Source organism: Streptomyces sp. NPDC041200 (assembly GCF_055591805.1).
The window spans coordinates 23,855-46,229 of sequence record NZ_JBVIZF010000036.1 but is presented as its reverse complement, the minus strand read 5'-3'; the positions used below and the strand labels follow the sequence as shown (position 1 = coordinate 46,229).

General features: G+C 73.4%; 18 protein-coding genes. 10 read left to right on the top strand and 8 right to left on the bottom strand.

The genetic code is table 11. The features are described from left to right. Positions 1 to 82: 82 nt before the first annotated feature. The 5 genes from ACZ6CL_RS37225 (at position 83) to ACZ6CL_RS37205 (ending at position 4,998) form a co-directional block, all read left to right on the top strand. Positions 83 to 1,678, top strand: coding sequence for a class I adenylate-forming enzyme family protein (locus ACZ6CL_RS37225; protein ID WP_468944522.1), 1,596 nt, complete (start codon positions 83 to 85; stop codon positions 1,676 to 1,678). Continuing rightward, positions 1,671 to 2,903, top strand: coding sequence for an FAD-dependent monooxygenase (locus ACZ6CL_RS37220; RefSeq protein WP_468944520.1), 1,233 nt, complete (start codon positions 1,671 to 1,673; stop codon positions 2,901 to 2,903). Before ACZ6CL_RS37225 ends, ACZ6CL_RS37220 begins: the two co-directional genes overlap by 8 nt. Positions 2,904 to 3,007: 104 nt before the next feature. Next, a complete protein-coding gene (locus ACZ6CL_RS37215) occupies positions 3,008 to 3,790 on the top strand; it encodes an aminotransferase class IV (protein WP_468944551.1) in 783 nt (260 codons plus the stop codon). Then, positions 3,787 to 4,290 carry a carboxymuconolactone decarboxylase family protein gene (locus tag ACZ6CL_RS37210; protein ID WP_468944517.1) on the top strand — a complete coding sequence of 168 codons (504 nt, stop codon included), beginning with the start codon at positions 3,787 to 3,789 and terminating at the stop codon, positions 4,288 to 4,290. The genes ACZ6CL_RS37215 and ACZ6CL_RS37210 overlap by 4 nt, the downstream gene beginning before the upstream one ends. Before the next feature lie 90 nt (positions 4,291 to 4,380). Further along, positions 4,381 to 4,998, top strand: coding sequence for an Rv1733c family protein (locus tag ACZ6CL_RS37205; protein ID WP_468944514.1), 618 nt, complete (start codon positions 4,381 to 4,383; stop codon positions 4,996 to 4,998). 28 nt (positions 4,999 to 5,026) lie between these two features. On the opposite strand, the gene ACZ6CL_RS37200 is transcribed toward ACZ6CL_RS37205, so the two are convergent. Further along, complete coding sequence (locus ACZ6CL_RS37200; RefSeq protein WP_468944549.1) at positions 5,027 to 5,737, bottom strand: FadR/GntR family transcriptional regulator; 711 nt, start codon at positions 5,735 to 5,737, stop codon at positions 5,027 to 5,029. Between the two features lie 126 nt (positions 5,738 to 5,863). Here ACZ6CL_RS37200 and ACZ6CL_RS37195 point away from each other — a divergent pair, with 126 nt between their 5' ends. Beyond that, positions 5,864 to 7,129: a cellulase-like family protein gene (locus tag ACZ6CL_RS37195; protein ID WP_468944512.1), complete on the top strand. Its 1,266-nt coding sequence runs from the start codon at positions 5,864 to 5,866 to the stop codon at positions 7,127 to 7,129. Between the two features lie 37 nt (positions 7,130 to 7,166). Here ACZ6CL_RS37195 and dgoD read toward each other — a convergent pair whose 3' ends face one another. Then, on the bottom strand, positions 7,167 to 8,312 hold the full coding sequence (dgoD, locus tag ACZ6CL_RS37190; RefSeq protein WP_468944509.1) for a galactonate dehydratase: 1,146 nt from the start codon (positions 8,310 to 8,312) through the stop codon (positions 7,167 to 7,169). 10 nt (positions 8,313 to 8,322) lie between these two features. Continuing rightward, entirely contained in the window at positions 8,323 to 9,096 is a 774-nt protein-coding gene (locus ACZ6CL_RS37185) for an SDR family NAD(P)-dependent oxidoreductase (protein ID WP_468944546.1), read from the bottom strand. Between the two features lie 131 nt (positions 9,097 to 9,227). Here ACZ6CL_RS37185 and ACZ6CL_RS37180 point away from each other — a divergent pair, with 131 nt between their 5' ends. From ACZ6CL_RS37180 to ACZ6CL_RS37170, 3 genes are all read left to right on the top strand, one after another. Further along, positions 9,228 to 11,717 carry a SpoIIE family protein phosphatase gene (locus tag ACZ6CL_RS37180; RefSeq protein WP_468944506.1) on the top strand — a complete coding sequence of 830 codons (2,490 nt, stop codon included), beginning with the start codon at positions 9,228 to 9,230 and terminating at the stop codon, positions 11,715 to 11,717. A gap of 63 nt (positions 11,718 to 11,780) precedes the next feature. Beyond that, positions 11,781 to 13,124, top strand: a complete 1,344-nt coding sequence (locus tag ACZ6CL_RS37175) for an MFS transporter (protein WP_468944504.1) — start codon at positions 11,781 to 11,783, stop codon at positions 13,122 to 13,124. Beyond that, on the top strand, positions 13,115 to 14,287 hold the full coding sequence (locus ACZ6CL_RS37170; RefSeq protein WP_468944501.1) for an anhydro-N-acetylmuramic acid kinase: 1,173 nt from the start codon (positions 13,115 to 13,117) through the stop codon (positions 14,285 to 14,287). The genes ACZ6CL_RS37175 and ACZ6CL_RS37170 overlap by 10 nt, the downstream gene beginning before the upstream one ends. Positions 14,288 to 14,302: 15 nt before the next feature. On the opposite strand, the gene ACZ6CL_RS37165 is transcribed toward ACZ6CL_RS37170, so the two are convergent. The 5 genes from ACZ6CL_RS37165 to ACZ6CL_RS37145 all read right to left on the bottom strand — a co-directional run bounded on the left by ACZ6CL_RS37165 (position 14,303) and on the right by ACZ6CL_RS37145 (position 21,096). Beyond that, on the bottom strand, positions 14,303 to 16,159 hold the full coding sequence (locus tag ACZ6CL_RS37165; protein ID WP_468944499.1) for a SpoIIE family protein phosphatase: 1,857 nt from the start codon (positions 16,157 to 16,159) through the stop codon (positions 14,303 to 14,305). Between the two features lie 31 nt (positions 16,160 to 16,190). Continuing rightward, positions 16,191 to 16,877, bottom strand: a complete 687-nt coding sequence (locus ACZ6CL_RS37160; protein WP_468944544.1) for a class I SAM-dependent DNA methyltransferase — start codon at positions 16,875 to 16,877, stop codon at positions 16,191 to 16,193. 95 nt (positions 16,878 to 16,972) lie between these two features. After that, the gene (dnaK, locus tag ACZ6CL_RS37155; protein ID WP_468944496.1) at positions 16,973 to 18,847 is read right to left on the bottom strand and encodes a molecular chaperone DnaK; all 1,875 of its coding nucleotides are present in this window, start codon (positions 18,845 to 18,847) and stop codon (positions 16,973 to 16,975) included. Positions 18,848 to 18,933: 86 nt separating this feature from the next. Further along, positions 18,934 to 20,337 carry a Si-specific NAD(P)(+) transhydrogenase gene (gene sthA / locus ACZ6CL_RS37150; RefSeq protein WP_468944493.1) on the bottom strand — a complete coding sequence of 468 codons (1,404 nt, stop codon included), beginning with the start codon at positions 20,335 to 20,337 and terminating at the stop codon, positions 18,934 to 18,936. A 63-nt stretch (positions 20,338 to 20,400) separates the two neighbouring features. Next, a complete protein-coding gene (locus tag ACZ6CL_RS37145; RefSeq protein WP_468944490.1) occupies positions 20,401 to 21,096 on the bottom strand; it encodes a YoaK family protein in 696 nt (231 codons plus the stop codon). A 201-nt stretch (positions 21,097 to 21,297) separates the two neighbouring features. On the opposite strand from ACZ6CL_RS37145, the gene ACZ6CL_RS37140 reads away from it, so the two are divergent. Beyond that, entirely contained in the window at positions 21,298 to 22,323 is a 1,026-nt protein-coding gene (locus ACZ6CL_RS37140) for a dipeptidase (protein ID WP_468944488.1), read from the top strand. Positions 22,324 to 22,375 lie beyond the last annotated feature (52 nt).

Here is a 22,375-nt window from a genome sequence, read left to right as displayed (position 1 = left end):
CGCCGGGCACCATCCCGCCCGTCCCCGCCACCCCGCCCCCGCGCGCCCCCTCGTGAACGATTCCGAACGGTAGGTACTGGATATGTTGGAGCGGCTACTCCCCGAACGCGGGTTCTACCTCGGGCTGATGTTCCAGGAGGCCGCGGCCCGCCACGGCAGGGTCCGGGTGACGCTCGACCGGCCGCTGGACGTCGCACCGGACGCCGGTACGGACCTCGGGTACACCGATCTGGCGGATCTGGTCGACGATCTGGCCGCCCGGCTGTGGTCGGCGGGGGTGCGGCCGAGCGAGCATGTGGCGATCCACAAGAGCGACAACGTCGACATCGTGCTGCTGGCCTGCGCCGTCTCCCGCATCGGCGCGGTGCCCGCCCTGCTGTCGCCCTCGCTGGACGGCGGGGTGGTCGCGGTGCTGCTCGACCGGCTGCACGCGCCCTGGCTGCTCACCGACCGGGCCGCGCTGGAATCCACCCTGAGCGGGCTGGACACCGGGCTCGCCCGCGGCGTGCTCACGGTGGACGAGGCGCCCGGCACGGTGAACACGATCCCGCTCTCCAAGTTCGCCGGGGTGCCGCGCCGCGCGCCCATCCGGCTGCACCCCCGCGAGCCCTCGCTGATCACGCACAGCTCGGGCACCACCGGCATCCCCAAGCTGGCGGTGCACTGCGCGCACACCATGTGGAACCGGCTCGTGCCGCAGCAGGCGCTGGGGCGGGCCACCCGCGGCGAGTCGGCCGCGCTGCACATGTCGTTCGTGCACTCCCGCTTCTACCATCTGCTGGGCGTGCTGCTGCACTTCGGCAGCCCGCTGCTGCTGCTCCTGGACCCCGACCCGGCCCATGCGGGCCCGCTGCTGGCCAAGTACCGGCCGGGCATCGTGGAGACCCACCCCAACACCTTCGTGCTGTGGGAGGACCTGGTCACCGCGCCGGGCATGCCGCTGGCCAACGTACGGGCGTACGGCTCCACCTTCGACGCCATCCATCCCCGCACCGTGCAGCGGCTGCTCGGCGCGTCCCGCCGCCGCGACCCGCGGCTGGTGCAGCTGTACGGACAGAGCGAGACCGGGCCGATCGCCTTCGGCTGGTACACCCGGCGCGGCGCGGACCGGGTGCAGGGGCGGCGGGTGGGCACCGGCATCCCCGGGTTCACCCGGGTCCGGGTGGTGGACGAGAAGGGACGGACGTGTCCACCGGGCAAGCCCGGGGCCATCGAGGCCCGTACCCGCGGCCGCATCCTCACCTATCTCGGCGCCCCCGACCAGTACGCCCAGCAGGTCGACCGCGGCTGGTGGCGGATGGGCGACATGGGCTACCGCGACCGCTGGGGCGCGCTGTACCTGCTCGACCGCGAGGTCGACCAGCACGCCACGGTCGAGTCCAATCTGGAGGTCGAGGACGAGCTGCTGTCCCGGGTCGCCGAACTCCGGGAGGTGATCATCGTCCACGGTCCCAGCCTGGAGCCGGTACCGGTGGTGTGCACCCGCGGCGACCAGCCACTGGACGCGGACCGCTGGCGGACGGCCACCTCGGACCTGCCGCCGCTGGCCGATCCGGTGCAGTGCCGCTTCGAGGACCTGCCCCGCACCGGCACCTGGAAGATCAAGCGGCTGGAGATCAGCCGGCTGCTGGCCGAGGGCGGACTGCCCACGCTGTCCACCGTCCAGGCCCATGGCTGACCCGGCGGCGGACGGGCGGCCGGTCCTGGTGGTGGGCGCCGGGCCGGTCGGGATGACGGCGGCGCTCGCGCTGCGGGCCCGCGGACTGCCGGTCACCGTGCTGGAGTCGGGGGCGAAGGACCGGGTCCGGCCCGGGAGCCGGGCGCTGTTCGTGCACCGGCAGTCGCTGAAACTGCTGGAGGGCGCCCACCCCGGGCTCGGGCGGCGCATCGCGGCGTACGGCACGACCTGGCGGACCCGGCGCACCCTCTACCGCGGGCGCCAGGTGTTCGCGCAGACCTATCCGGAGGCCGCGGACAGCGGCGGCGAGGGCAAGCTGCCCGCCTTCGCGAGCCTGCGCCAGGTGGACACCGAGCGGTTCCTGTACGAGGCCTGCCTGGAGGCGGGCGTGGACTTCCGCTTCGACGCCGAGGTGACCGGGGTCCGGGCCACCGGCACCGAGGTGACGGTGACGGCGGCGGACGGCGACAGCTGGACGGCGGCCCACGCGATCGCCGCCGACGGGGCCCGCTCCGGCGTGCGCCGGGCGCTGGACATCCCGCTGGAGGGCACCCGTTCCGACGGCTACCACGTGGTGGTGGACGTGGCGGATCCGGCGGGCGGGGAGTTGTCGGCCGAGCGGGTCTTCCACTACGAGCACCCCGCCGCCGGCGGCCGCACCGTGCTGCGGGTGCCGTTCACCGGCGGCTTCCAGATCGACCTGCAGTGCCGGGCGGACGACCCGCCGGGCACGTACGACACCGAGCAGGCGGTGCGCCGCTGGCTGCCCCGGCTGGTGGGCGCGGACTGCGCGCACCATGTGCTGTGGGTGTCCCGGTACCACTTCCTGCGCAAGGTCGCCGCCTCGTTCACCGATCCGGCGGGCCGGGTGCTGCTGACCGGCGAGGCGGCGCATCTGTTCCCGCCGTTCGGGGCCCGCGGGATGAACAGCGGGATCGCGGACGCGGTCGCGGCGGCCGACGCCATATCGGTGGCATGCTCCGACCCCTCGCGGGCACCCGTGGCCATCGACGAGTTCGCTTCCACCCGCCGCCGTGCCGCGCTGTTCAACAGCGTGGCCGCGGGGGCGGCCCTAGACCATATGCGGCCCCGCCGCTGGGGTCGGGTGACCCAGCGCGCGGCGGCCACGCTGGCCCCGGTGGTCCCCCGGTGCGGTGCGTGGCTGGAGCACGCCCCGTACGGCCCCCGCGGCGGCCCGATGGCCGACGCGGCGCGGAAGTACTGACGGTGGAGGGGAACAGAGACGTGAACACGGACACGAACACGATCGCGGCGGCCCGGCAGCACACCGGCCGGGAGAAGCCCTCCGAACAGCAGCAGTGGACGCTGATGTGGCGCGAGGACGGCGGGCTGATGCCCTCCCGCCCGGTGCCCGACAGCGCGCTGCTGGCCGCCGACTCCTGGCTGGTCGACGAGGGCCGGGCGCGGGCGCTGGACCACCACCACCGGCGGTTCGCCGCCGCGTGCGCCGAGGCGACGGGCGACTCCCCGGCCCGGATCGAGAGCTTCTGGCGGGACGCGGTGGCGGCACTGCCGCGCACCGGCCGCTGGTTCCCGCGGGTGGAGCTGGCCGGTCCCGAACCGGCCCGGCTCTACGTGCGGATACGGCCCGCACCGGCCCGGACGGCCAATGTGGCGGTCTGTCTGACCGAGGAGTTCGACCCGCGCGTCCATCCGCGCCGCAAGGGGCCGGATCTGTCCCTGCTGGCGCATCTGCGCCACCGGGCCGCACAGCGCGGTGCGCAGGAGCTGATGCTCACCACCCCCTCGGGCATGGTGCTGGAGGGGACGACGGCGAACGTCCTGTGGTGGGAGGACGATGTGCTGTGCCTGCCGCCGCCGGACCTGCCGCTGCTGGCGGGCGTCACCACGGCCCTGATCCAGGAGCGCGCGGCGGAGCTGGGCGTCCGTACCGAACACCGCCGGTGTCCCGTCCACGCGTTGGACGGGCGCGAGGTGTGGCTGGTCAACGCGTTGCACGGGATCCGTCCCGTGACCGCGTGGCTCGGCCGTCCGCTGCGCGCGGGTCCGGCCCTGCGCGCCGCTTCCTGGCAGAGCTGGCTCGACAGCTGTGCCGATGTCCTCATGCCGACGAACGGAGTTCACCGATGACCGCTACCGCGCCCGGGCCCCAGGCCACCACCGCCCGGCTGGAGCTGAAGAAGCTGGCCCCGGAGGTGTCCGCCGCGATGGGTGCCCTGCACGCGGCGGCCGTCGCGGCGGCGCGGGAGGCGAAGGTCGAGCCCGAGCTGCTCGAACTGGTCAGAATCCGCGCCTCCCAGCTCAACGGCTGTGCGTTCTGCCTGGACATGCACACCAAGGACGCCCGGGCGAAGGGCGAGACCGAGCAGCGCATCTACGCCCTGAGCGCCTGGCGGGAGACCCCGTTCTTCACCGAGCGCGAGCGGGCCGCGCTCGCCCTGGCCGAGGCGGTGACCGAGGTTCAGGACGGCCACGTTCCGGACGAGGTCTACCGAGCCGCGTGCGAGGTCTTCGACGAGCCGCAGGTGGCCGCGCTGATCTGGGCCGCCGTCGTCATCAACGCGTACAACCGCACAGCGATCAGCGCCCGGATGGTGCCCGGCGCGTATCAGCCCGCTCCTCGCACCTGACCCACTCCCGTCGCGTGGCGCGCCATGGGGCACCCCCGGCGCATGGCGCGCCACGCGACGACGTCAGCACTCGCTGGAGGCCTCAGACCCATGAACACCCACGGACCGCGGGGCGCTTTCGGACCCCAACCGCCCCTGCTGGGCCGTCCGGCCAGGGGACGCAACCCGCTGCGCAGGCGGACCGACCGGGTCCAGTCCTGGTTCACCGCGCTCTTCCTGCTGGTCCTCGGGCTCGGCCTGCCGATGGCCGCGATCAGCTCGGGGAACGCCGCGTACGCGTCGCAGATGAACGTCGTGCACCTCCAGGCCGCGGAGCGGCACCAGGTCACCGCGCGGCTCGCCGAGTCGCCTCCGGGCGGTCCCGGCCAGTCGGAGGCCACCGAGCTGCGGATGGCGAAGGTCAACTGGACCGGCGGGGACGGCGCCCGGCACACCGGTGTGGCGACGGTGCCCGGCGGCGCGGACGCGGGGACGGACGTACGGGTGTGGGTGGACCGGGACGGAAAGCTGGCCCAGCCGCCCACTTCGGCCTCGACCGCGCGGACGATGGGCTGGTTCACCGGCACGCTGACCGCCGCTGTGGTGCTCGCCGCGGCGTTCGCGGGGCGGGCCCGGGTCCGGCAGGTGCTGGACCGCCGCCGGTACGCGCAGTGGGAGGCGGAGTGGAAGGCCGTGGAACCCATGTGGTCCGGCAGGAACCGGCGCTGATCTCCTTCGCGCCCGGCCGCGGGTCCGGTCAGCCGTCGGCGGGCCGGGACGCGGCCGCGCCGACGTCCTCGGCCGCCTTGACGAGCAGATCGAGCATGGCCAGCTCCGCGCGCGGGGCGTCCCGGTCGCGTACCGCGTCCAGCACCCGGCGGTGGCTGGGCACCGGGTCGTCGGCGTCGCCGTGGGCGTGGACCAGCCGGTCGCGCTCGCGCAGCCCGGGCTCCAGGATCAGATCGAACCGGGCGAGGAGTTCGTTGCCGGTGGCGGCGAGCAGCGCCCGGTGGAAGGCGGCGTCGGCGTCCGCCTCGGCGGCCAGGTCGCCCCGGGCGTGTTCCATCGCGGCCAGCGCGGCGTCCAGCGCGGTCAGGTCGGCGTCGGTGCGGCGCAGCGCGGCGCGGTGGGCGGCGGCGGGTTCGACGACGGAGCGCACATCGGTGAGGTCGCGCATCAGCCGCTCGCCGTCGCCGCCCGCCATGCGCCAGCGGATCACGTCGGCGTCCAGGAGGTTCCAGGCGGAGCGAGGGCGGACGTAGGTGCCGCGCTTCTGCCGGGCGTCGATGAGCCCCTTGCCCGCCAGCACCTTCAGGGATTCGCGCATCACGGTGAGGCTGACGTCCAACTCCTCGCCGAGGGCCCGGACATCGAGGACGTCACCCTCGGCCCAGTGGCCGCCGACGATGCGGGCGCCCAGCCGCTGGACCACCTGGCCGTGCACTCCGCGGCCGGAATAGGACGCCATGGGGTTCTCCTCGGGAATGGTCATCGACGCTGGGTATTATTTATGAATACATCTTGACACTCCCCAGGCCCGCCCGGACGATGAACCGACCTCACCGACGAGCACGTCGACCGCGGGGAGCCCCCTGTGACGCAGTCGCCGCACGCCCATCTCCCGGCCACCCTGACCATCTCGCTGTGGGACTTCAGCTGGTACACCCGTACCGGCCCGGGCGAGCCCTTCGCCGATCTGGACCGCGCCTTCGAGGACGCCGTCGCCCGCGGCTACAACACGGTGCGGATCTGCGCGATGCCGTTTCTGCTCTTCGGTTCCGGACTCGACACCAGCGAGCTGCGGCTGCGCCCGCTGGGCGGTGACTACGGGCAGCGGATGCGCTGGTACGACGTGGGCGCGGTCGCCGAGATCGACGGACGCGCCCAGCTGCGGGCGCTGTTCGAGGCGGCCCTGCGGCACGACTGCTACGTCATCCTCTCCAGCTGGGAGTACCAGCAGAGCCCGTCGTTCGCCGAGGACCGCGCCTGGTTCGACGCCCTGATGGCGGTCGATCCCGAGCGGCGCGCCGAGGTGCTCGCGGACGCGCTGGCCGACCTGATCGACTTCCTCGTGGTGCACGGTCTCGACGACCGGATCGCCTTCACCGAGCTGCACAACGAGGTGCAGGGCACCCGGCTCACCGACGGTCTGCGGCAGGGCGAGGACCGGGTCGTCGCCCTGCGCCCCCGGCTGGAGCGCGGTCTCGCCCGGTTCCGGGAGCGCCACCCGAACCGTCCGGTCACCGTCAACTACGCCATGGTGCCGGTCGGTTCGCTGCGCGGAGTACCCCGCGACATCGACGTCGCCGTGTTCCATCCGTATGTCTACGGGGTGCTCGGCGAGCTGATCGACACCTTCGCGATCCGCGACCGCGCCCGGCCCTTCCCTCAGCCGCGGGCCCGCCGGGAGCTGCTGCGCCCGGGCGCGCCGGATCTGGCGGACTGGGTGCCTCCGGAGCGCGACCGGTGGCGGCTGGCGGCCACCACGGTCGGGCCGCGCGAGATCTACGTCCACGACTGGTGCGATCCGGCCAAGTGGGACGCGTGGCTGTACGAGCGCTACGCGACGCACCGGCTGGCGATGGAGCAGAAGCTGGTCACCTGGATCGACGCCGCCGCCGACTGGGCGGCGGAGACGGGTGTGCCGCTGGTCTTCGGCGAGGGCTGGATCGGCTACACCCCGCTGCACGGCACGTTCGAGGAGGGCCCGGTGGGGGCCGCGTTCTGCCGCCGCGCGGTGGCGGAGGCGGCGCGGGTCGGGGCGTGGGGCGCGGTGGTGTGCTCCAACGCCGCGCCGCAGCACCCGATGTGGCAGGACATAGCGCTGCAGCGGGAGTGCAACGCCGTCCTGCGCGGCTGAGCGCGCCCCCGGAAGCGGCGCCCCCGGAAGCGGTCTGTCACCACTCGGCGAACGAGCCGTCCGGGTGGCGCCAGATCGGGCCGCGCCAGTCGGGGGCGGTTCCGTCGGCGGCGCGTACCGCCCGCTCGTCGACCTCGATGCCGAGGCCGGGGGCGGTCGGCCGGTTGATGTGGCCGTCGTGGAAGCGGAACACCTCGGGGTCGACCACGTAGTCGAGGACTTCGGCTCCGTCGTTGTAGTGGATGCCGATGCTCTGTTCCTGGATCAGGAAGTTGGGGGTCGCGAAGGCGATCTGGAGGCTCGCGGCGAGCGAGACCGGGCCGAGCGGGCAGTGCGGGGCGAGGGGGATGTCGAAGACCTCGGCGAGCGAGGCGATGCGCCGCACCTCGGAGATGCCCCCGGCGTGCGAGAGGTCGGGCTGCAGCACGGCGACCCCGGCCTGGAGCGCGGGCAGCGCGTCGGTGCGCGAGTAGAGCCGTTCGCCGGTGGCGATGGGGACGGGCGAGGAGGCGACGAGGTCGCCGAGCAGATGGGTGTACTCGGGAAGGACCGGCTCCTCGGCGAACAGCGGGTTGTACGGGGCCAGATGGGGCAGCATCTTGCGGGCGCCCGCGGCGGTGAAGCGGCCGTGGAAGTCGACCGCGAAGTCCCGGTCAGGGCCCAGGGCCTCGCGCGCGGCGGCGGCGCGCGCCACGACGGCGTCGATGTCGGAGACGGTGGACAGCCGGTTCATCCGCCCGGAGGCGTTCATCTTGACCGCGGTGAAGCCCGCCTCGACCTGGGCGGCGACCGCCTCGCCGATCGCGCTCGGCTCGTCGCCGCCGACCCAGCTGTAGGCGCGGACCCGGTCCCGTACCGGGCCGCCGAGCAGGACGTGGACGGGCACCCCGAGGGTCTTGCCCGCGATGTCCCACAGCGCCTGGTCGAGTCCGGCGACGGCGCTGGAGAGCACCGGGCCGCCGCGGTAGAAGGAGCCCTTGGTCATGAGCTGCCAGTGGTCCTCGATCCGCGCGGGGTCCTTGCCGACGAGGAGTTCGGACAGCTCGTGGACCGCGGTGCGGACGGTGGCGGCGCGGCCCTCGACCACGGGCTCGCCCCAGCCGACGACGCCCTCGTCGGTCTCCACGCGGCACAGCAGCCAGCGCGGCGGGACCGCGAAGGTCTCCACTCGGGTGATGATCACAGGTTGCTCCTCATGAACTGGTTTTCAGCACGCTCCACCCGCCGTCGACCACCAGCGAGGCGCCGGTGACGAACGAGGCGTCGCCGCCGAGCAGGAAGGCGATGGCCCCGGCCACCTCCTCCGGGCGGCCGAGGCGGCGGGCGGCGGTCTGCTCGGCGCTATCGCGCCGGTCCTCCTCGCTGATCTGGGCCCAGGCGCGGGTGAGGACGGGGCCCGGCAGGACGGCGTTGACCCGCACCGCGGGGCCGTACTCGACCGCCAGCTGGCGGGTCAGCCCGGTGAGGCCCGCCTTCCCGGCCGCGTAGGCGGGGCGGCCGGGAAGCCCGATACGGGCGTGTACGGACGACACCAGGACCGCGCTCCCCCGGGTGGCCCGCAGGCCGGGGAGACAGGCGCGAAAGCCCAGGAAGGCGGCGGTGAGGCCGACCGACAGCTGCCGGTTCCAGTCGTCGAGGCCGATCTCGTCGGCGGGCCCGATCCGTACCGCGCTGGCGTTGCTGACCAGCCCGGACACCGGCCCGAAGGCCTCGGTGGCGGTACGCACCGCCGCGTCCCAGGAAGCCTCGTCGGCCACGTCGCAGTGCTGGAAGGCGGCCCGTCCGCCGTCGGCGCGGATCTCCCGGGCGACGTCCTCGCCCTCCTCGCGCAGCACATCGGCGATCAGCACCCCCGCGCCGTCCGCGGCCAGTCGGCGGGCGGTGGCCGCGCCGATGCCGCCTGCGGCGCCGGTGATGATCACGCAACCGGACCCCTGAGCGGGAGAAGAAGACGTCACGGCCGATATTAAATATGAATTAATGACTGACGCCAAGGGGTCGTCCGAGCCCGGCGGAGTAAAATTCGCTGCACGTGCCGATACGAGGCGCATGTGTCCGTGTGAGGCGCACGTGCCGATACGAGGCGAGAGCGCATGCAATGGGCGACACCACCTTCCGCGGATGGCCCCACCACCTCCCCGATCCGGTCTCCGAGGCCGCCCTCGTGGTGGACGAACGGGGCGTGCTGACCGGCTGGAGTCTCGGCGCGCACCAGCTCCTCGGGTACCGGGCCGAGGACGTGGTGGGACATCCGTTGGCCGAGCTGTTCGCCCCCGGCGGCCCGGGGCCGCCCCGCGCCGACGCGTACACCGCCGCCGGAGGCGGTCCGGCGGTGCTGCGCCACCGCGACGGCGAGGAGATACACACCGTCCTGTGGGCCCAGCCGTGGTCCCCTGGTGACGGGCGCCCCCACTGGCTGCTGCAGGCCACCCGCGAGACATCGGTGCGGCGCCAGGACATCGGCCGCGCGCTCCTGGACGGCCTGGGCCTGGCGTCGCCCGTGGCCATGAGCGTCTACGACGACCAGTACCGCTGTCTGATGCAGAACGCCGCGCTGCGCCGACTGAGCGGAGTCCCGGACGAGGAGCGCCTGGGGCTCACCCTGAGCGAGACGGTCTCGCAGGTGGACACCTCCGGAATGGAGGCGACCCAGCACCAGGTGCTCCGCCAAGGCGTCGCGGTCGCCGACATCGAGGTCCAGGGCCGGGTGCCCTCCGACCCGGGCCGGGAGCACGTCTGGTCCAACTCGGTCTTTCCGCTCAAGGACCGCTCCGGCGAGGTGTTCGCCGTCTGCCACGCGGTGCTCGACATCACCGAGCGGCACCGCGCCCGGGAGCGGCTCGTGGTGCTGAACGACGCCAGCGCCCGTATCGGCTCCACCCTCGACCTGCTGCACACCGCCCAGGAGCTGGCCGACGTGGCGGTGCCCCGGCTCGCGGACTTCGCCTGCGTCGACCTCATCGATTCGGTCTTCGAGGGCGAGGAGCCGCCCACCGGGGCGGTGGCGCGCGAGACCGTGTTCCGGCGCGCCGCGCACCAGTCCATCGTGCCCGGCACCCCGGAGGCGGTGGCCGACGTGGAGGACGTGGACGTGCACGCGTCCGCCCCGGACTCCCCCTTCGCCCGCGCCCTGGCCACCGGCACCTCCGTCATGGAATCGGTGGACGGCCCGGGCCCGGTGCCCGGCTGGCTCGCCGACGATCCCAAGCGCGCCGAGGGCATCAAGCGGTGGGGCATCCACTCCTGGATGGTGGTGCCGGTACGGGCGCGCGGCAGCACCCTCGGAGTGGCGGTGTTCCTGCGGCGGGATCGCACCGACCCCTTCGAGCAGGACGATCTGCTGCTGGCCGACGAGATCGTGGCGCGCGCCGCGGTCTGCGTCGACAACGCCCGCCGCTACACCCGCGAACGCGGCACCGCCCTCGCCCTCCAGCGCAGCCTGCTGCCCCAGCGGCTGCCCGCCCAGGCGGCGGTGGAGACCCGGTCGCGCTATCTGCCCGCCGGAAGCCGGCTGGGGGTGGGCGGCGACTGGTTCGATGTGATCCCGCTGTCCGGGGCCCGGGTGGCGCTCGTCGTGGGGGACGTGGTCGGCCACGGGATGAAGGCCGCCGTCACCATGGGGCGGCTGCGCACCGCCGTGCGCACCCTGGCCGACCTCGACCTTCCCCCCGACGAGCTGCTGGCCCACGTCGACGACCAGGTGCGGCGGCTGGTCGACGAACAGGCCGCCGAGGGCCCAGAGTCCGGCGAGGCCACCGGCGCCACGACGGGCGTCGCCCCCGAACCGGCCATCGACGCCTATGCCTTCGGCGCCACGTGTGTGTACGCGGTCTACGACCCCATCACCCGCCACCTCACCTTCGCCCGGGCCGGGCATCCCCCGCCCGCCGTCATCACCCCCGGCGGCCGGGCCGAGTTCCTGGACTCCGCGAACGGGCCGCCGCTGGGCGTGGGCGGGCTGCCGTTCGAGGCCACCGAGGCCGAACTGCCGGACAACAGCCTGCTCGTGCTCTACACCGACGGCCTGGTGGAGTCGCGCGACCACGACATCGACGCCGGGCTCGACCACCTGCGCCGCGCCCTGGACGACGGCTGCCGCGACCTGTCGCTGGACGCGGTGTGCGACACCGTCGTCTCCCGGCTGATCCCGGGCCATCCGTCCGACGACGTGGCGCTGCTGGTGGCCCGTACCCGCGCGCTGAGCGACGACCGCTGCGCCGCCTGGGACCTGCCCGCCGAGCCCGAGGTCGTCGCCCGGGCCCGGGAGCATGTGGCGCGCCAGCTGGTCCGGTGGCAGCTGGGCCATCTGGTGGCCACCACCCAGGTCGTGGCCACCGAGCTGCTCACCAACGCGATCGTGCACGCCCGCGGCCCGATCCAGCTGCGGCTGGTCAGAAACGAGTCGCTGATCTGCGAGGTGTCCGACAGCAGCGCGGCCGCGCCGCATCTGCGCCGGGCGGGCCGGATGGACGAGGGCGGCCGGGGCCTGTTCCTCATCGCCCAGCTCAGCCAGCGCTGGGGCACCCGGTACTCCGGCGACCGCAAGACCATCTGGGCCGAACAGCCGCTGAACGGTCCGCCCCGGTAGCCCCTCCCTCTCCCTCCGGTCCCTCCGGTACGGACCCGCCCCGGGCGGGTACGGGTTCCGGATGTGAGCGCTTTACTCCCCGGTCCGGCCAGGCGCCGCGCCCTGCTGGCGGGTTCGGTCGGCAACTTCATCGAGTGGTACGAGTTCGGCGTCTACGGCTTCTTCGCGACCGTCATCGCCGCGAACTTCTTCACCCCCGAGGGCGGCAGCGAGCTGGAGGGCCTGGTCAAGACGTACGCCTCGTTCGGGCTCGCGTTCTTCTTCCGGCCCATCGGCGCCGCCGTCTTCGGCCGCGCCGGCGACCGGATCGGACGGCGCCCGACCCTGATCCTGGTGCTGCTGCTGATGACCGGCGCCACCACGCTCATCGGTCTGCTGCCCACGTACGGCACGGTGGGCGCCGCCGCCCCGTGGCTGCTCACCCTGGCGCGGATCCTGCAAGGGCTCTCCGCGGGCGGGGAGTTCGGCGGCGCGGTGTCGCTCATGACGGAGTTCGCTCCGCCGGGGCGCCGCGGGCTGTACGGGGCGTGGCAGTCGTTCACCGTCGCGCTGGGGCTGCTCGTCGGGGCCGGGACGGCCGCCGTCCTGGCGACCGCGCTGGGCGAGGAGGCGTTGCGTGACTGGGGCTGGCGGGTGCCGTTCCTGCTGGCCCTGCCGATCGGGCTGACCGCGCTGTGGCTACGGCTGCGGCTCGAGGAGACTCCGTCGTTCCGCACGGCGAGCGCGCGGCCCGGGCCGGGTGGGGCGGCGGCCGGGCGCCGCGAGACGGCCGGGGCCATCGTGCTGGGCGCCGGGCGTGTCATGGGCTGGTCGGCGGCCGGATACACCTTCCTGGTCGTCATGCCCTCGTATCTGCAGGCCACCCTGGACGCGAGTTTCCAGCAGGCGCTGATCGCCACCGTGGTGGCCAACGCCGGGTTCGCGGCCGCCATCCTCCCGGCGGGGCTGCTCAGCGACCGGATCGGGCGGCGCCCGGTCATGGTGACCGGCGCGGCCCTGGTGACCGCACTCGCCTTCCCGCTGCTGGGCCTCCTACAGGATCCGGGCAGTTCGGCCCTCGTCCAGGGCGCGGCCGTCTTCGTGGCGGGCGCGGTGGTCGGGCTGATGGCGGGGCCGGGACCGGCGATGCTCGCCGAGATGTTCCCGACCCGGGTGCGGTACACGGGACTTGGCCTGGCGTACGCGCTGTCGAACGCCGTGTTCTCGGGCTGCGCCGGGCTGATCATCACCGAGGCGATCAAACGGACCGGGGAGGCGGACATCCCCGCGTACTACGTGGCGGCGACCGGCGCGCTCAGCCTGGTCGCGCTGGCCACCCTGCGCGGCGACACCCACCGGGGCACGCTGCGGGAGGAGGACCGGCACCCGCCCCGGGACGAGACCGAGGAGGAGACCCCATGCGCGTGATCGGACTGATGTCGGGCACATCCCATGACGCGGTGGACGCGGCGGCCGCCGACCTGGCCCTCGACGGCGACACCCTGGTGCTCGCCCCGCTGGGCCTGCTCAGCGCCGCCTATCCGGACGAGCTGCGCGCGGCGCTGGCCGCCGCGCTGCCACCGGCGGCGACCACCATGGCGGATGTGTGCGCGCTGGACACCCGGATCGGCCAGGCGTTCGCCCGGCTCGCCGTCCGCGCCGACCGGGAGCTGTGCGGCGGACGGGCCGATCTGATCAGCTCGCACGGCCAGACCACGTACCACTGGGCCGAGCACGGCCGGGTGCGCGGCACGCTGCAGCTCGGCCAGCCCGCCTGGATCGCCGAGGCCACCGGCGTCCCGGTCGTCTCCGATCTGCGCGGCCGGGACGTGGCCGCGGGCGGTCAGGGCGCTCCGCTGGTCAGCCTGGTCGACACGCTGTGGCTGCGCGGGCGGCCCGGGGTGTGCGCCGCGCTGAACCTGGGCGGCATCGCCAACCTCACCGTGGTCCCCCGGTCCGGTGAGCCGCTGGCCTTCGACACCGGCCCCGGGAACGCCCTCATCGACGCGGCCGTACGGGACCTGACGGGCGGTCGGCGGGATTACGACGCGGACGGCGCCCTCGCCGCGCGCGGCACCGTCCACCCCGGGCTGCTGGAACGGCTGCTGGCCGAGCCGTACTACGCGCTGCCGCCGCCCAGGACGACCGGCAAGGAGCTGTTCCATCTGCCCTATCTGCGGGCCGCGCTGGCGTCCACCGGCCCGGTGGACGGCCACGACGTCATCGCCACCGTCACCGAGCTGACCGCCCGCACCGTGGCCGACGCGGCGCGCTCGGTCCACGCCACCGAGGTGATCGCCTCCGGCGGTGGCATCCGCAACCCCGCCCTGATGGCCGCACTCCGCCGCACGCTCGGCACGATCGCCGTGCGGGCCTCCGACGAGCTGGGGCTTCCGGCGGCGGCCAAGGAGGCGTACGCCTTCGCCGTCCTGGGCTTCCTGACCGCCCATGGGCTGGCGGGTACGGTGCCGAGCTGCACCGGAGCCCGGCACCCCGGGATCCTGGGGTCGATCACCCCGGGGCGGCGGCCGCTCGTCCTGCCGCCGCCGGACCGCCCGGCGCCCACCCGGCTGGAGATCTTCCGCCGGTGACCCGGCAGGGGCCGGTCAGTCCTCCGGGGTCTCCATCCGGAGGTCCCGGGGCAGCCGCTGTTCGAACCACACCAGCTTGCCGGTGCTCAGCCGGGTCGCGCCCCAGCGCCGGGCGAGTTGGTTGACCAGGAACAGTCCGCGGCCGCCCTCGTCGCCCGGGCGGGCGTGCAGCATCCTGGGCACGAACGGCGAATCGTCGCCCACCTCGCAGCGCAGCACATCGGTGCGCAGGAGGCGCAGCGTCACCGGCCGGGTCGCGTAGCGGACGGCGTTGGTGACCACCTCGCTGACCATCAGTTCGGTCGTCTCCAGCAGCGAGTCCAGATGCCAGCGGCGCAGGGTGCGGCGGGTGAGGCGGCGGGCCCGGCCCGCGGTCTGCGGCTTCGGGTCCAGGAACCAGTAGGCGACGTTGTACGAGGGGATGCCGTCGAAGCGGGCGGCGAGCAGCGCGATGTCGTCGTCCCGGTCCCGGGGCCCGACGCCGCCCACCGCCGCGTCGCACAGCAGCTCCAGCGGCGGCGGGTCGAGCACCTGGGCGGTGGTGTGCAGCCGGTCGCGCAGCCGCTCGACCCCCGTGGACACATCGGTGTCGCGGGACTCCACGAGACCGTCCGTGTACAGCAGCAGGGTGGCCCCGGTGGGCGCGAACATCTCCACCGCCTCGAAGCTGACACCGCCGACGCCGACCGGCGGGCCGGGCGGTATCGGCAGCACCTGGCCATGGCCCCCCGGCCGCAACAGCACCGGGGGCGGGTGCCCGGCGTTGGCCATCAGCAACCGGTGCGCGATGGGGTCGTAGATGCCGTACAGACAGGTGGCCATGTGCTGGCTGCCCAGCCGCTGGGCCTGCTCGTCGAGATGGTGCAGCACCTCGTCCGGCGACAGGTCGAGCCCGGCGAGGGTCTGCACGGTGGTGCGCAGCTGACCCATGATCGCGGCGGAGGTCATGGAGTGGCCCATGACGTCGCCGATGACGAGGGCGACGCGGTTGCCGGGCAGCGGGATCGCGTCGTACCAGTCACCGCCGATCCGGGAGGTCTTCGAGGAGGGGAGATAGCGGGTGGCCAGCCGGACGCCGATCGGTTCGGGCAGCGAGGAGGGCAGCATGGTGCGCTGCAGGGCGTCGGCGACGGAGACCTCGCGCCCGTAGAGCACCGCCTTGTTCAGGCCGAGGGCGGTGTGGGTGGCGAGCTGGGAGGCGACCAGCAGATCGTCACCGGTGAACGGCGGCCGGTCACGGTGGCGTACGAGGACGGCGGCGCCCATGACGATGTGCTCCCGGCCGCGCAGCGGGGCGATGATCAGCCGCTGTCCGGGGGGCACCGGGCCCGGGCCGCCCACCGCGGGACTCAGCAGCTCGGCGACCTCGGCGGCGATCCGGGGCACATCCCCGAACGCGGGCCGCCCGGCCGCCAGCAGCTCCGCGAGCCCTCCGGTGACGGTGAGCCGCGCACCCCCGTCCGCCGTGTCCCCCAGCCGGGCCCGGACCGCCCGCACCCCGCCCCCCGGGCCCGCGCTGTGGGGGCGCAGGACGAGCGGGCCCGGCGGCTCCTCTTCGCCCGCGGGGAGCGGGTCGCGCAGGTGCACCACGGCCGCGTCGGCGAAGGCGGGCACGGCGGCGCGGCACAGCTCGTGCAGGGTCTCGTCGAGGTCCATGCCGCGGGCGATCTGCCGGGTGGCGGTGTCGAGGTAGCGCAGGCGGTCGGTCTGCGGGCCGGTGGCGTACGCCGCCTCCTCGCGCGGGGGCTCCGCGCCGGACCGGTCGGGGCCGGACTGTGGCGGCGGGGAGCGGCGGGACGGCGTGGCGGGTCCCGCCGACCGGTCGCCCGGCCGGTCCGGGCCTTGCTGGGGGGTGGGGTACGGGTACGCCATCAGCTGTGCCGTTCGCCGCGGACGCGGATTCTCAGCCGCCTCGTCGGCACCGGAGGAAGATCTGTTCCTCGGGCGGGACGTCCGAGGAGGCCGGTGCGTAGGTGTAGGACGACTCGCCGACGATCTCGAAGCGGGCCGCTTCGATGACCTGGCGCAGATCGTCCCGCAGATAGCCGGTGACGCGGATGGTGGAGCGGAGGAACGGGATCGCGTAGTCGTCCACGTCGGCCTCCACCATCGACAGGGCGAACAGCCCGCCGGGGAGCAGCAGGCGGTGGATGGTGCCGAGCGCGAGCGGGATCTCGGCGCGGGGCAGCATCAGCAGCGAGAAGAACGCCGTGACCGCGTCGAACCGGCCGAGATCGGCCGGGCCCCCGTGGCGCAGATCGGCGATGTCCAGCTGCTGGAAGTCGGCGCAGGGGACGTACGAGCGGGCGAGCCGCACCATTCCGGCGGACAGGTCGACCCCGGTGACCCGGAGCCCCGCGCCGGTCAGCTGGCGCGCGGTGGGGAGCCCGGTGCCGCAGCCCAGGTCGAGCACCCGGGATCCGCGCGGGAGCGTGCCGATGAGCCACTCGCCCGCGGCGAGCTGGCCGTCCTTGTGCGGGAACGCCTCGTCGTAGCGGTCGCCGATGGCGTCGAACGCCTCGGCCTGACCGGTGCGGTCGAGCCGTATGTTCCCGTATCCGGTGTCGCCGGTTCCGTTGCTCACGGACACATCCCCGGGGTTCTCCACGTCACCCCCCATTCTCCTCGCATTCCGGGTCCGCGCCATGGCCGGAGCACACCTTCCGCAGCAACATTCCGGGGCGCTCAGCCGGTGCTCCCCTTCGGCTTCTCGTCGTCCACGATCTCCGCGTCCACGACCTCGTCGGCGTCCGGGTGCGAGCCTTCCTGGCTTCCGTCGCCGTCCGGGGTCCCGGAGGACCGGTCCCCGGGCCGCGCCTGGGCGTAGAGGGCGGTGCCGATCTTCTGCCCGACGGCGGCGGCCTTGTCCGTGGCGTCCCGGATCGCCGTGGTGTCCTCGCCCTTCAGCGTCTCCTTCAGCTCCGCGACCGCCGTCCCGGCCTCCTCCCGGACGTCCTGCGGCACCTTCCCGGCCTGGTCGCGCAGCAGCTTCTCGGTCTGGTACACGAGGGATTCGGCCTGGTTGCGGGTCTCGGCGGCCTCGCGGCGCTTGTGGTCCTCCTCCGCGTAACTCTCGGCCTCGCGCATCATGCGGTCGATGTCGTCCTTCGGCAGCGCCGAGCCACCGGTGACGGTCATCCGCTGCTCCTTGCCGGTGCCCAGATCCTTGGCGGAGACGTGCATGATGCCGTTGGCGTCGATGTCGAAGGCCACCTCGATCTGCGGCACCCCGCGCGGCGCGGGCGGCAGCCCGGTCAGCTCGAACATCCCGAGCTTCTTGTTGTACGCGGCGATCTCGCGCTCCCCCTGGAACACCTGGATCTGCACGGACGGCTGGTTGTCCTCGGCCGTCGTGAAGACCTCCGAGCGCTTGGTCGGAATGGTCGTGTTGCGCTCGATCAGCTTGGTCATGATGCCGCCCTTGGTCTCGATACCGAGGGACAGCGGAGTGACGTCCAGCAGGAGGACGTCCTTGACCTCACCCTTGAGGACGCCCGCCTGGAGGGACGCGCCGATGGCGACGACCTCGTCCGGGTTGACCCCCTTGTGCGGCTCCTTGCCGGTCAGCTCCTTGACCAGGTCGGTCACCGCGGGCATCCGGGTCGAGCCGCCGACCATGATCACGTGGTCGATGTCGGAGGTCTTGACCCCGGCGTCCTTGATCGCCTGGTGGAAGGGGGCCTTGCAGCGCTCCAGCAGATCTTCGGTGAGCTGCTGGAACTGCGAGCGGGTGAGCTTCTCGTCCAGGTGCAGCGGGCCCTCGGCGGACGCGGTGATGTAGGGCAGGTTGATCGTGGTCTCGGTCGCCGCGGACAGTTCGATCTTGGCCTTCTCGGCGGCTTCGCGCAGCCGCTGCACCGCCATCTTGTCCTTGGCCAGATCGACCCCGTAACCGTTCTTGAACTGCTTGACCAGGTAGTCGACGACGCGCTGGTCCCAGTCGTCGCCGCCCAGATGGGTGTCGCCGTTGGTGGCCTTGACCTCGACGACCCCCTCGCCGATCTCCAGCAGCGAGACGTCGAAGGTGCCGCCGCCGAGGTCGAAGACCAGGATCCGCTGATCGTTCTCCCGGTCCAGCCCGTACGCGAGGGCGGCCGCCGTGGGCTCGTTGATGATCCGCAGCACCTTCAGCCCGGCGATCTCGCCCGCCTCCTTGGTGGCGGTGCGCTGGCTGTCGTTGAAATACGCCGGGACGGTGACCACGGCGTCCGTGACGTCCTCGCCGAGGTAGGCCTCCGCGTCGCGCTTGAGCTTCTGGAGCACCCGCGCGGAGATCTCCTGGGCGGTGTAGCGCTTGCCGTCCACGTCACCCGTGGCGGGGAAGCGCCAGCGCTCCTCCCCCATGTGGCGCTTGACCGAGCGGGCGGTGCGGTCGATGTTGGTCACCGCCTGGCGCTTGGCCACCTCGCCGACCAGCACCTCGCCGTTCTTCGCGAAGGCGACCACCGAGGGGGTGGTCCGGGCGCCTTCGGTGTTGGTGATGACGGTGGGCTCACCGCCTTCGAGGACCGAGACCACGGAGTTCGTCGTCCCCAGGTCGATACCGACTGCGCGGGTCATGTCGAACCACCTCCCGATACGTCTCCAAGTATCCCAAAAGGATGCCTTTAGGGGCGGTGGCCCGGGCAGCCCCCCGGGCAGTCGGTTCAGTCGCCCAGGTGGTCGACCTCGCGCATCCGGTTCGTCGCGTCGAGCGCGGCGACCTTGTAGGACTCGGCGAAGGTCGGATAGTTGAACACCGCGTCCACCAGATAGTCGACGGTCCCGCCGCAGCCCATCACCGCCTGACCGATGTGGATCAGCTCGGTCGCGCCGGTGCCGAAACAGTGCACGCCGAGCAGCCGCCGGTCCTCCGGGGACACCAGCAGCTTCAGCATGCCGTGCCCGTCGCCGACGATCTGGCCGCGGGCCAGCTCGCGGTAGCGCGACATCCCGACCTCGAAGGGCACCCTCGCCTCCGTCAGCTGGTCCTCGGTCCGGCCGATGAAGCTGATCTCCGGGATGGAGTAGATGCCGATGGGCTGGAGGCCGTGGATCGGGTTCACCGGCTCGTCGCACGCGTGGTACGCCGCGCTGCGGCCCTGCTCCATGGAGGTCGCGGCCAGCGCCGGGAACCCGATGACGTCCCCCACCGCGTAGATGTGCGGCACGGCCGTACGGTAATGCTCGTCCACGGTGATCCGGCCGCGCCGGTCGGCGGTGAGCCCGGCCCGCGCGAGGTCCAGCTCCTCGGTCAGCCCCTGCCGCCCCGCGGAGTACATCACCGCCTCGGCCGGGATCTTCTTGCCGCTCTCCAGCACGGTCAGGGTGCCGCGCTCATGCCGCTCGACCGCCGCGACCGTCTCGCCGAAGCGGAAGGTGACGGCGAGGTCCCGCAGGCGGTACCGGAGCGCCTCGACGATCTCGACGTCGCAGAAGTCCAGCATGCCGTCGCGCTGCTCGACCACGGTGACCTTGCTGCCCAGCGCGGCGAACATCGAGGCGTACTCGATGCCGATCACCCCGGCCCCCACGATGACCATGGACCGCGGCACCCGCTCCATGCTGAGGACGCTGTCGGAGTCCATGACCGTGCGCTCGTCGAACTCCACGCTCGCCGGGCGGGCCGGGCGGGTGCCGGTGGCGATCACGATGCGGCGCGCGGTGAGCCGCTGTTCCTGGCCGGACGCGTCCGTCACGGCCACCGTGTGGTCGTCCACGAACCGTCCGGTGCCGGAGAACATCGCGACCCGGTTGCGGGAGAGCTGATTGCGGACGACGTCCACCTCGCGGCGCACCACATGCCGGGTGCGCGCCGTCAGGTCCGCGACCGTGATCTCTTCCTTGAGCCGGTAGCTCTGGCCGTACAGATCCCGCTGGGTCAGCCCGGTGAGGTAGAGCACCGCCTCGCGCAGGGTCTTGGACGGCACGGTGCCGGTGTGCAGGGACACCCCGCCCACCATGTCCGGCCGGTCGACGACGGCGACCCCGCGGCCGAGTTTCGCCGCCGCGATGGCGGCCTTCTGGCCGCCCGGGCCGGATCCGATGACAAGCATGTCGAAGTCGGTCACGGCTGGAGTCTGTCACCCGGGCCCGCCCGCCGGAAGGGCGTTCCGCCTCTCCACCCTCCCCGCTCAACGTCCCTCGATCGACGCCCACTTGAAGTCCCGTACCCCCGGTGCGGCGAACGACGCCAGGAGGACCAGCGCGACCAGCCCGGCCGGGAGGGCGGGCGCGGCCAAAGCGGCGTGGGTGACCAGCAGGGCGCCGAGCGTCGCGCCCACGACGAGCGCGGCGAGCAGTGCCGCGCTGACCCAGCGCACCCGGCCGTCGCGGGCCATGTCGACCAGCAGACCGGTCAGGGTGCCGGTGAGGTACGTCGTGGACATCCCGGGCGGCCCGACGGCGCGCACCAGGCCGCTCTGGCCGCCCATGGCGAGCGCGGCCACCGCGAGCAGCGCCGACCGCGCGCCCCCGCCCGGGTGGCCGCCCGTCGTGGCCCACCCCGCCCACAGCCCGCCGAGCGCGAGCACTTCCACGCCGAGGGCCCAGCGGGCCCGCCGGGCGGGCCGCTCGCCGCGCACGATCCGGGCGCTGAGCAGGGCGCCGACGACGAAACTGGCCACGGCGACGGAGGCGTCCAGGGCCCGTCCCGGGTCCTGGACGCCCGCCGAGATGCCGAGGAGCGAGAGGTTGGCCGTCATCACGCTGGTGAAGACGCCACCGAGGGCGAGGAAGCTGATCGCGTCCATCGCACCGGTGGCCACGGTGAGCGCGACGGCGGTCGCCACCAGACCGCCGTCGCCGGTGGTCCTGTCGCCGTCCGCCATCGGCCACCTCCGGGCGTCCCGGGTGCCCCGCCGCGGGCGCGGGAAACAGCGGGGCGAGATTCCGGGCCGGGGATTTGGGCGATCCGCTCCGTGGATCCGAACGATCCGGGCCGGGATTCCGCTTCCCGTACCGCCACGGCATCGTTAGGTTCGGGGTGCCCCGCCCCGTAACAGCCCCTGAACCGTGGAGGAATACCGCACGTGTCCCGCGAACTCCATCACCGCGCGGTCGTCGCCGACGCCCACAATGATCTGCTGATCGCCGTCGCCGCCCGCCCGCCGCGGCGCTGGGCGTCCTTCTTCCGGGACCAGTGGCTGCCCCAGCTGCGCGAAGGCGGTGTGGACCTCCAGGTGCTGCCGGTCTTCATCGACGACCGGTTCCGCCCCGAAGGCGCGCTGCGGGAGACGCTGCGCATGATCGAGTGCGCCCATACGCTGGCCGAGGGCAACCGGGACGCGGTACGGCTGTGCCTGGACGGGTCCGACATCGACGCCACGCTGGCGGAGGGCAGGATCGCGCTGGTGCTGGCGCTGGAGAGCGCCCCCGGCCTCGACGCCGACGTGGAACTGATCCCGACCGTCCACCGCCTGGGCGTGCGGGTCGCGTCCATCGCCCACTGGGGCCGTACCGCGCTGGCCGACGGCAGCGGCGAGGACGCCACCGGCAGCAGGCTGACGGCGGCCGGGGTCGAGGCGCTGCGGGAGATGGAGCGCCTGGGCATCCTCTTCGACGTCTCCCACCTCAGCGCCTCCGGCGTCGCCCATGTGCTGGAGCTGGCCACCCGCCCGGTGCTGGCCACCCACTCGTCGGCGCGTGCGCTGCTCGACCATCACCGCAATCTCACCGACGACCAGATCCGCGGCATCGTGGCCACCGGTGGCATGGTGTGCGTGAACTTCCTCGGCGAGTTCCTGGCCACCGATCCGGACGAGCGGACCGTGGACCGGCTGGCCGACCACATCGCCCATGTCGCGGAGGTCGCGGGGCCGGACCGGGTGGGTCTCGGGCCGGACTTCATCAAGGAGGTCAGCGCCGATGTCAGCCCGCCGTGCTGTGAGGACCTGGAATACGCCGAGCTGGTCGTCCCGGGCCTCGAAGGGCCCCGCGGTCTCCCCCTGGTCACCGAGGCGCTGATCGACCGGGGCTTCTCGGAGGCCGCCGTCCATCAGATCCTCGGCGGCAATGTGCTGGACCTGTTCCGCAAGGAGCTGGGCCGCCCCGGGTGAGCGTCGCGCCCGCCAGACGCGACAGAGACGAAACGGGCGGCACCGCCACCGC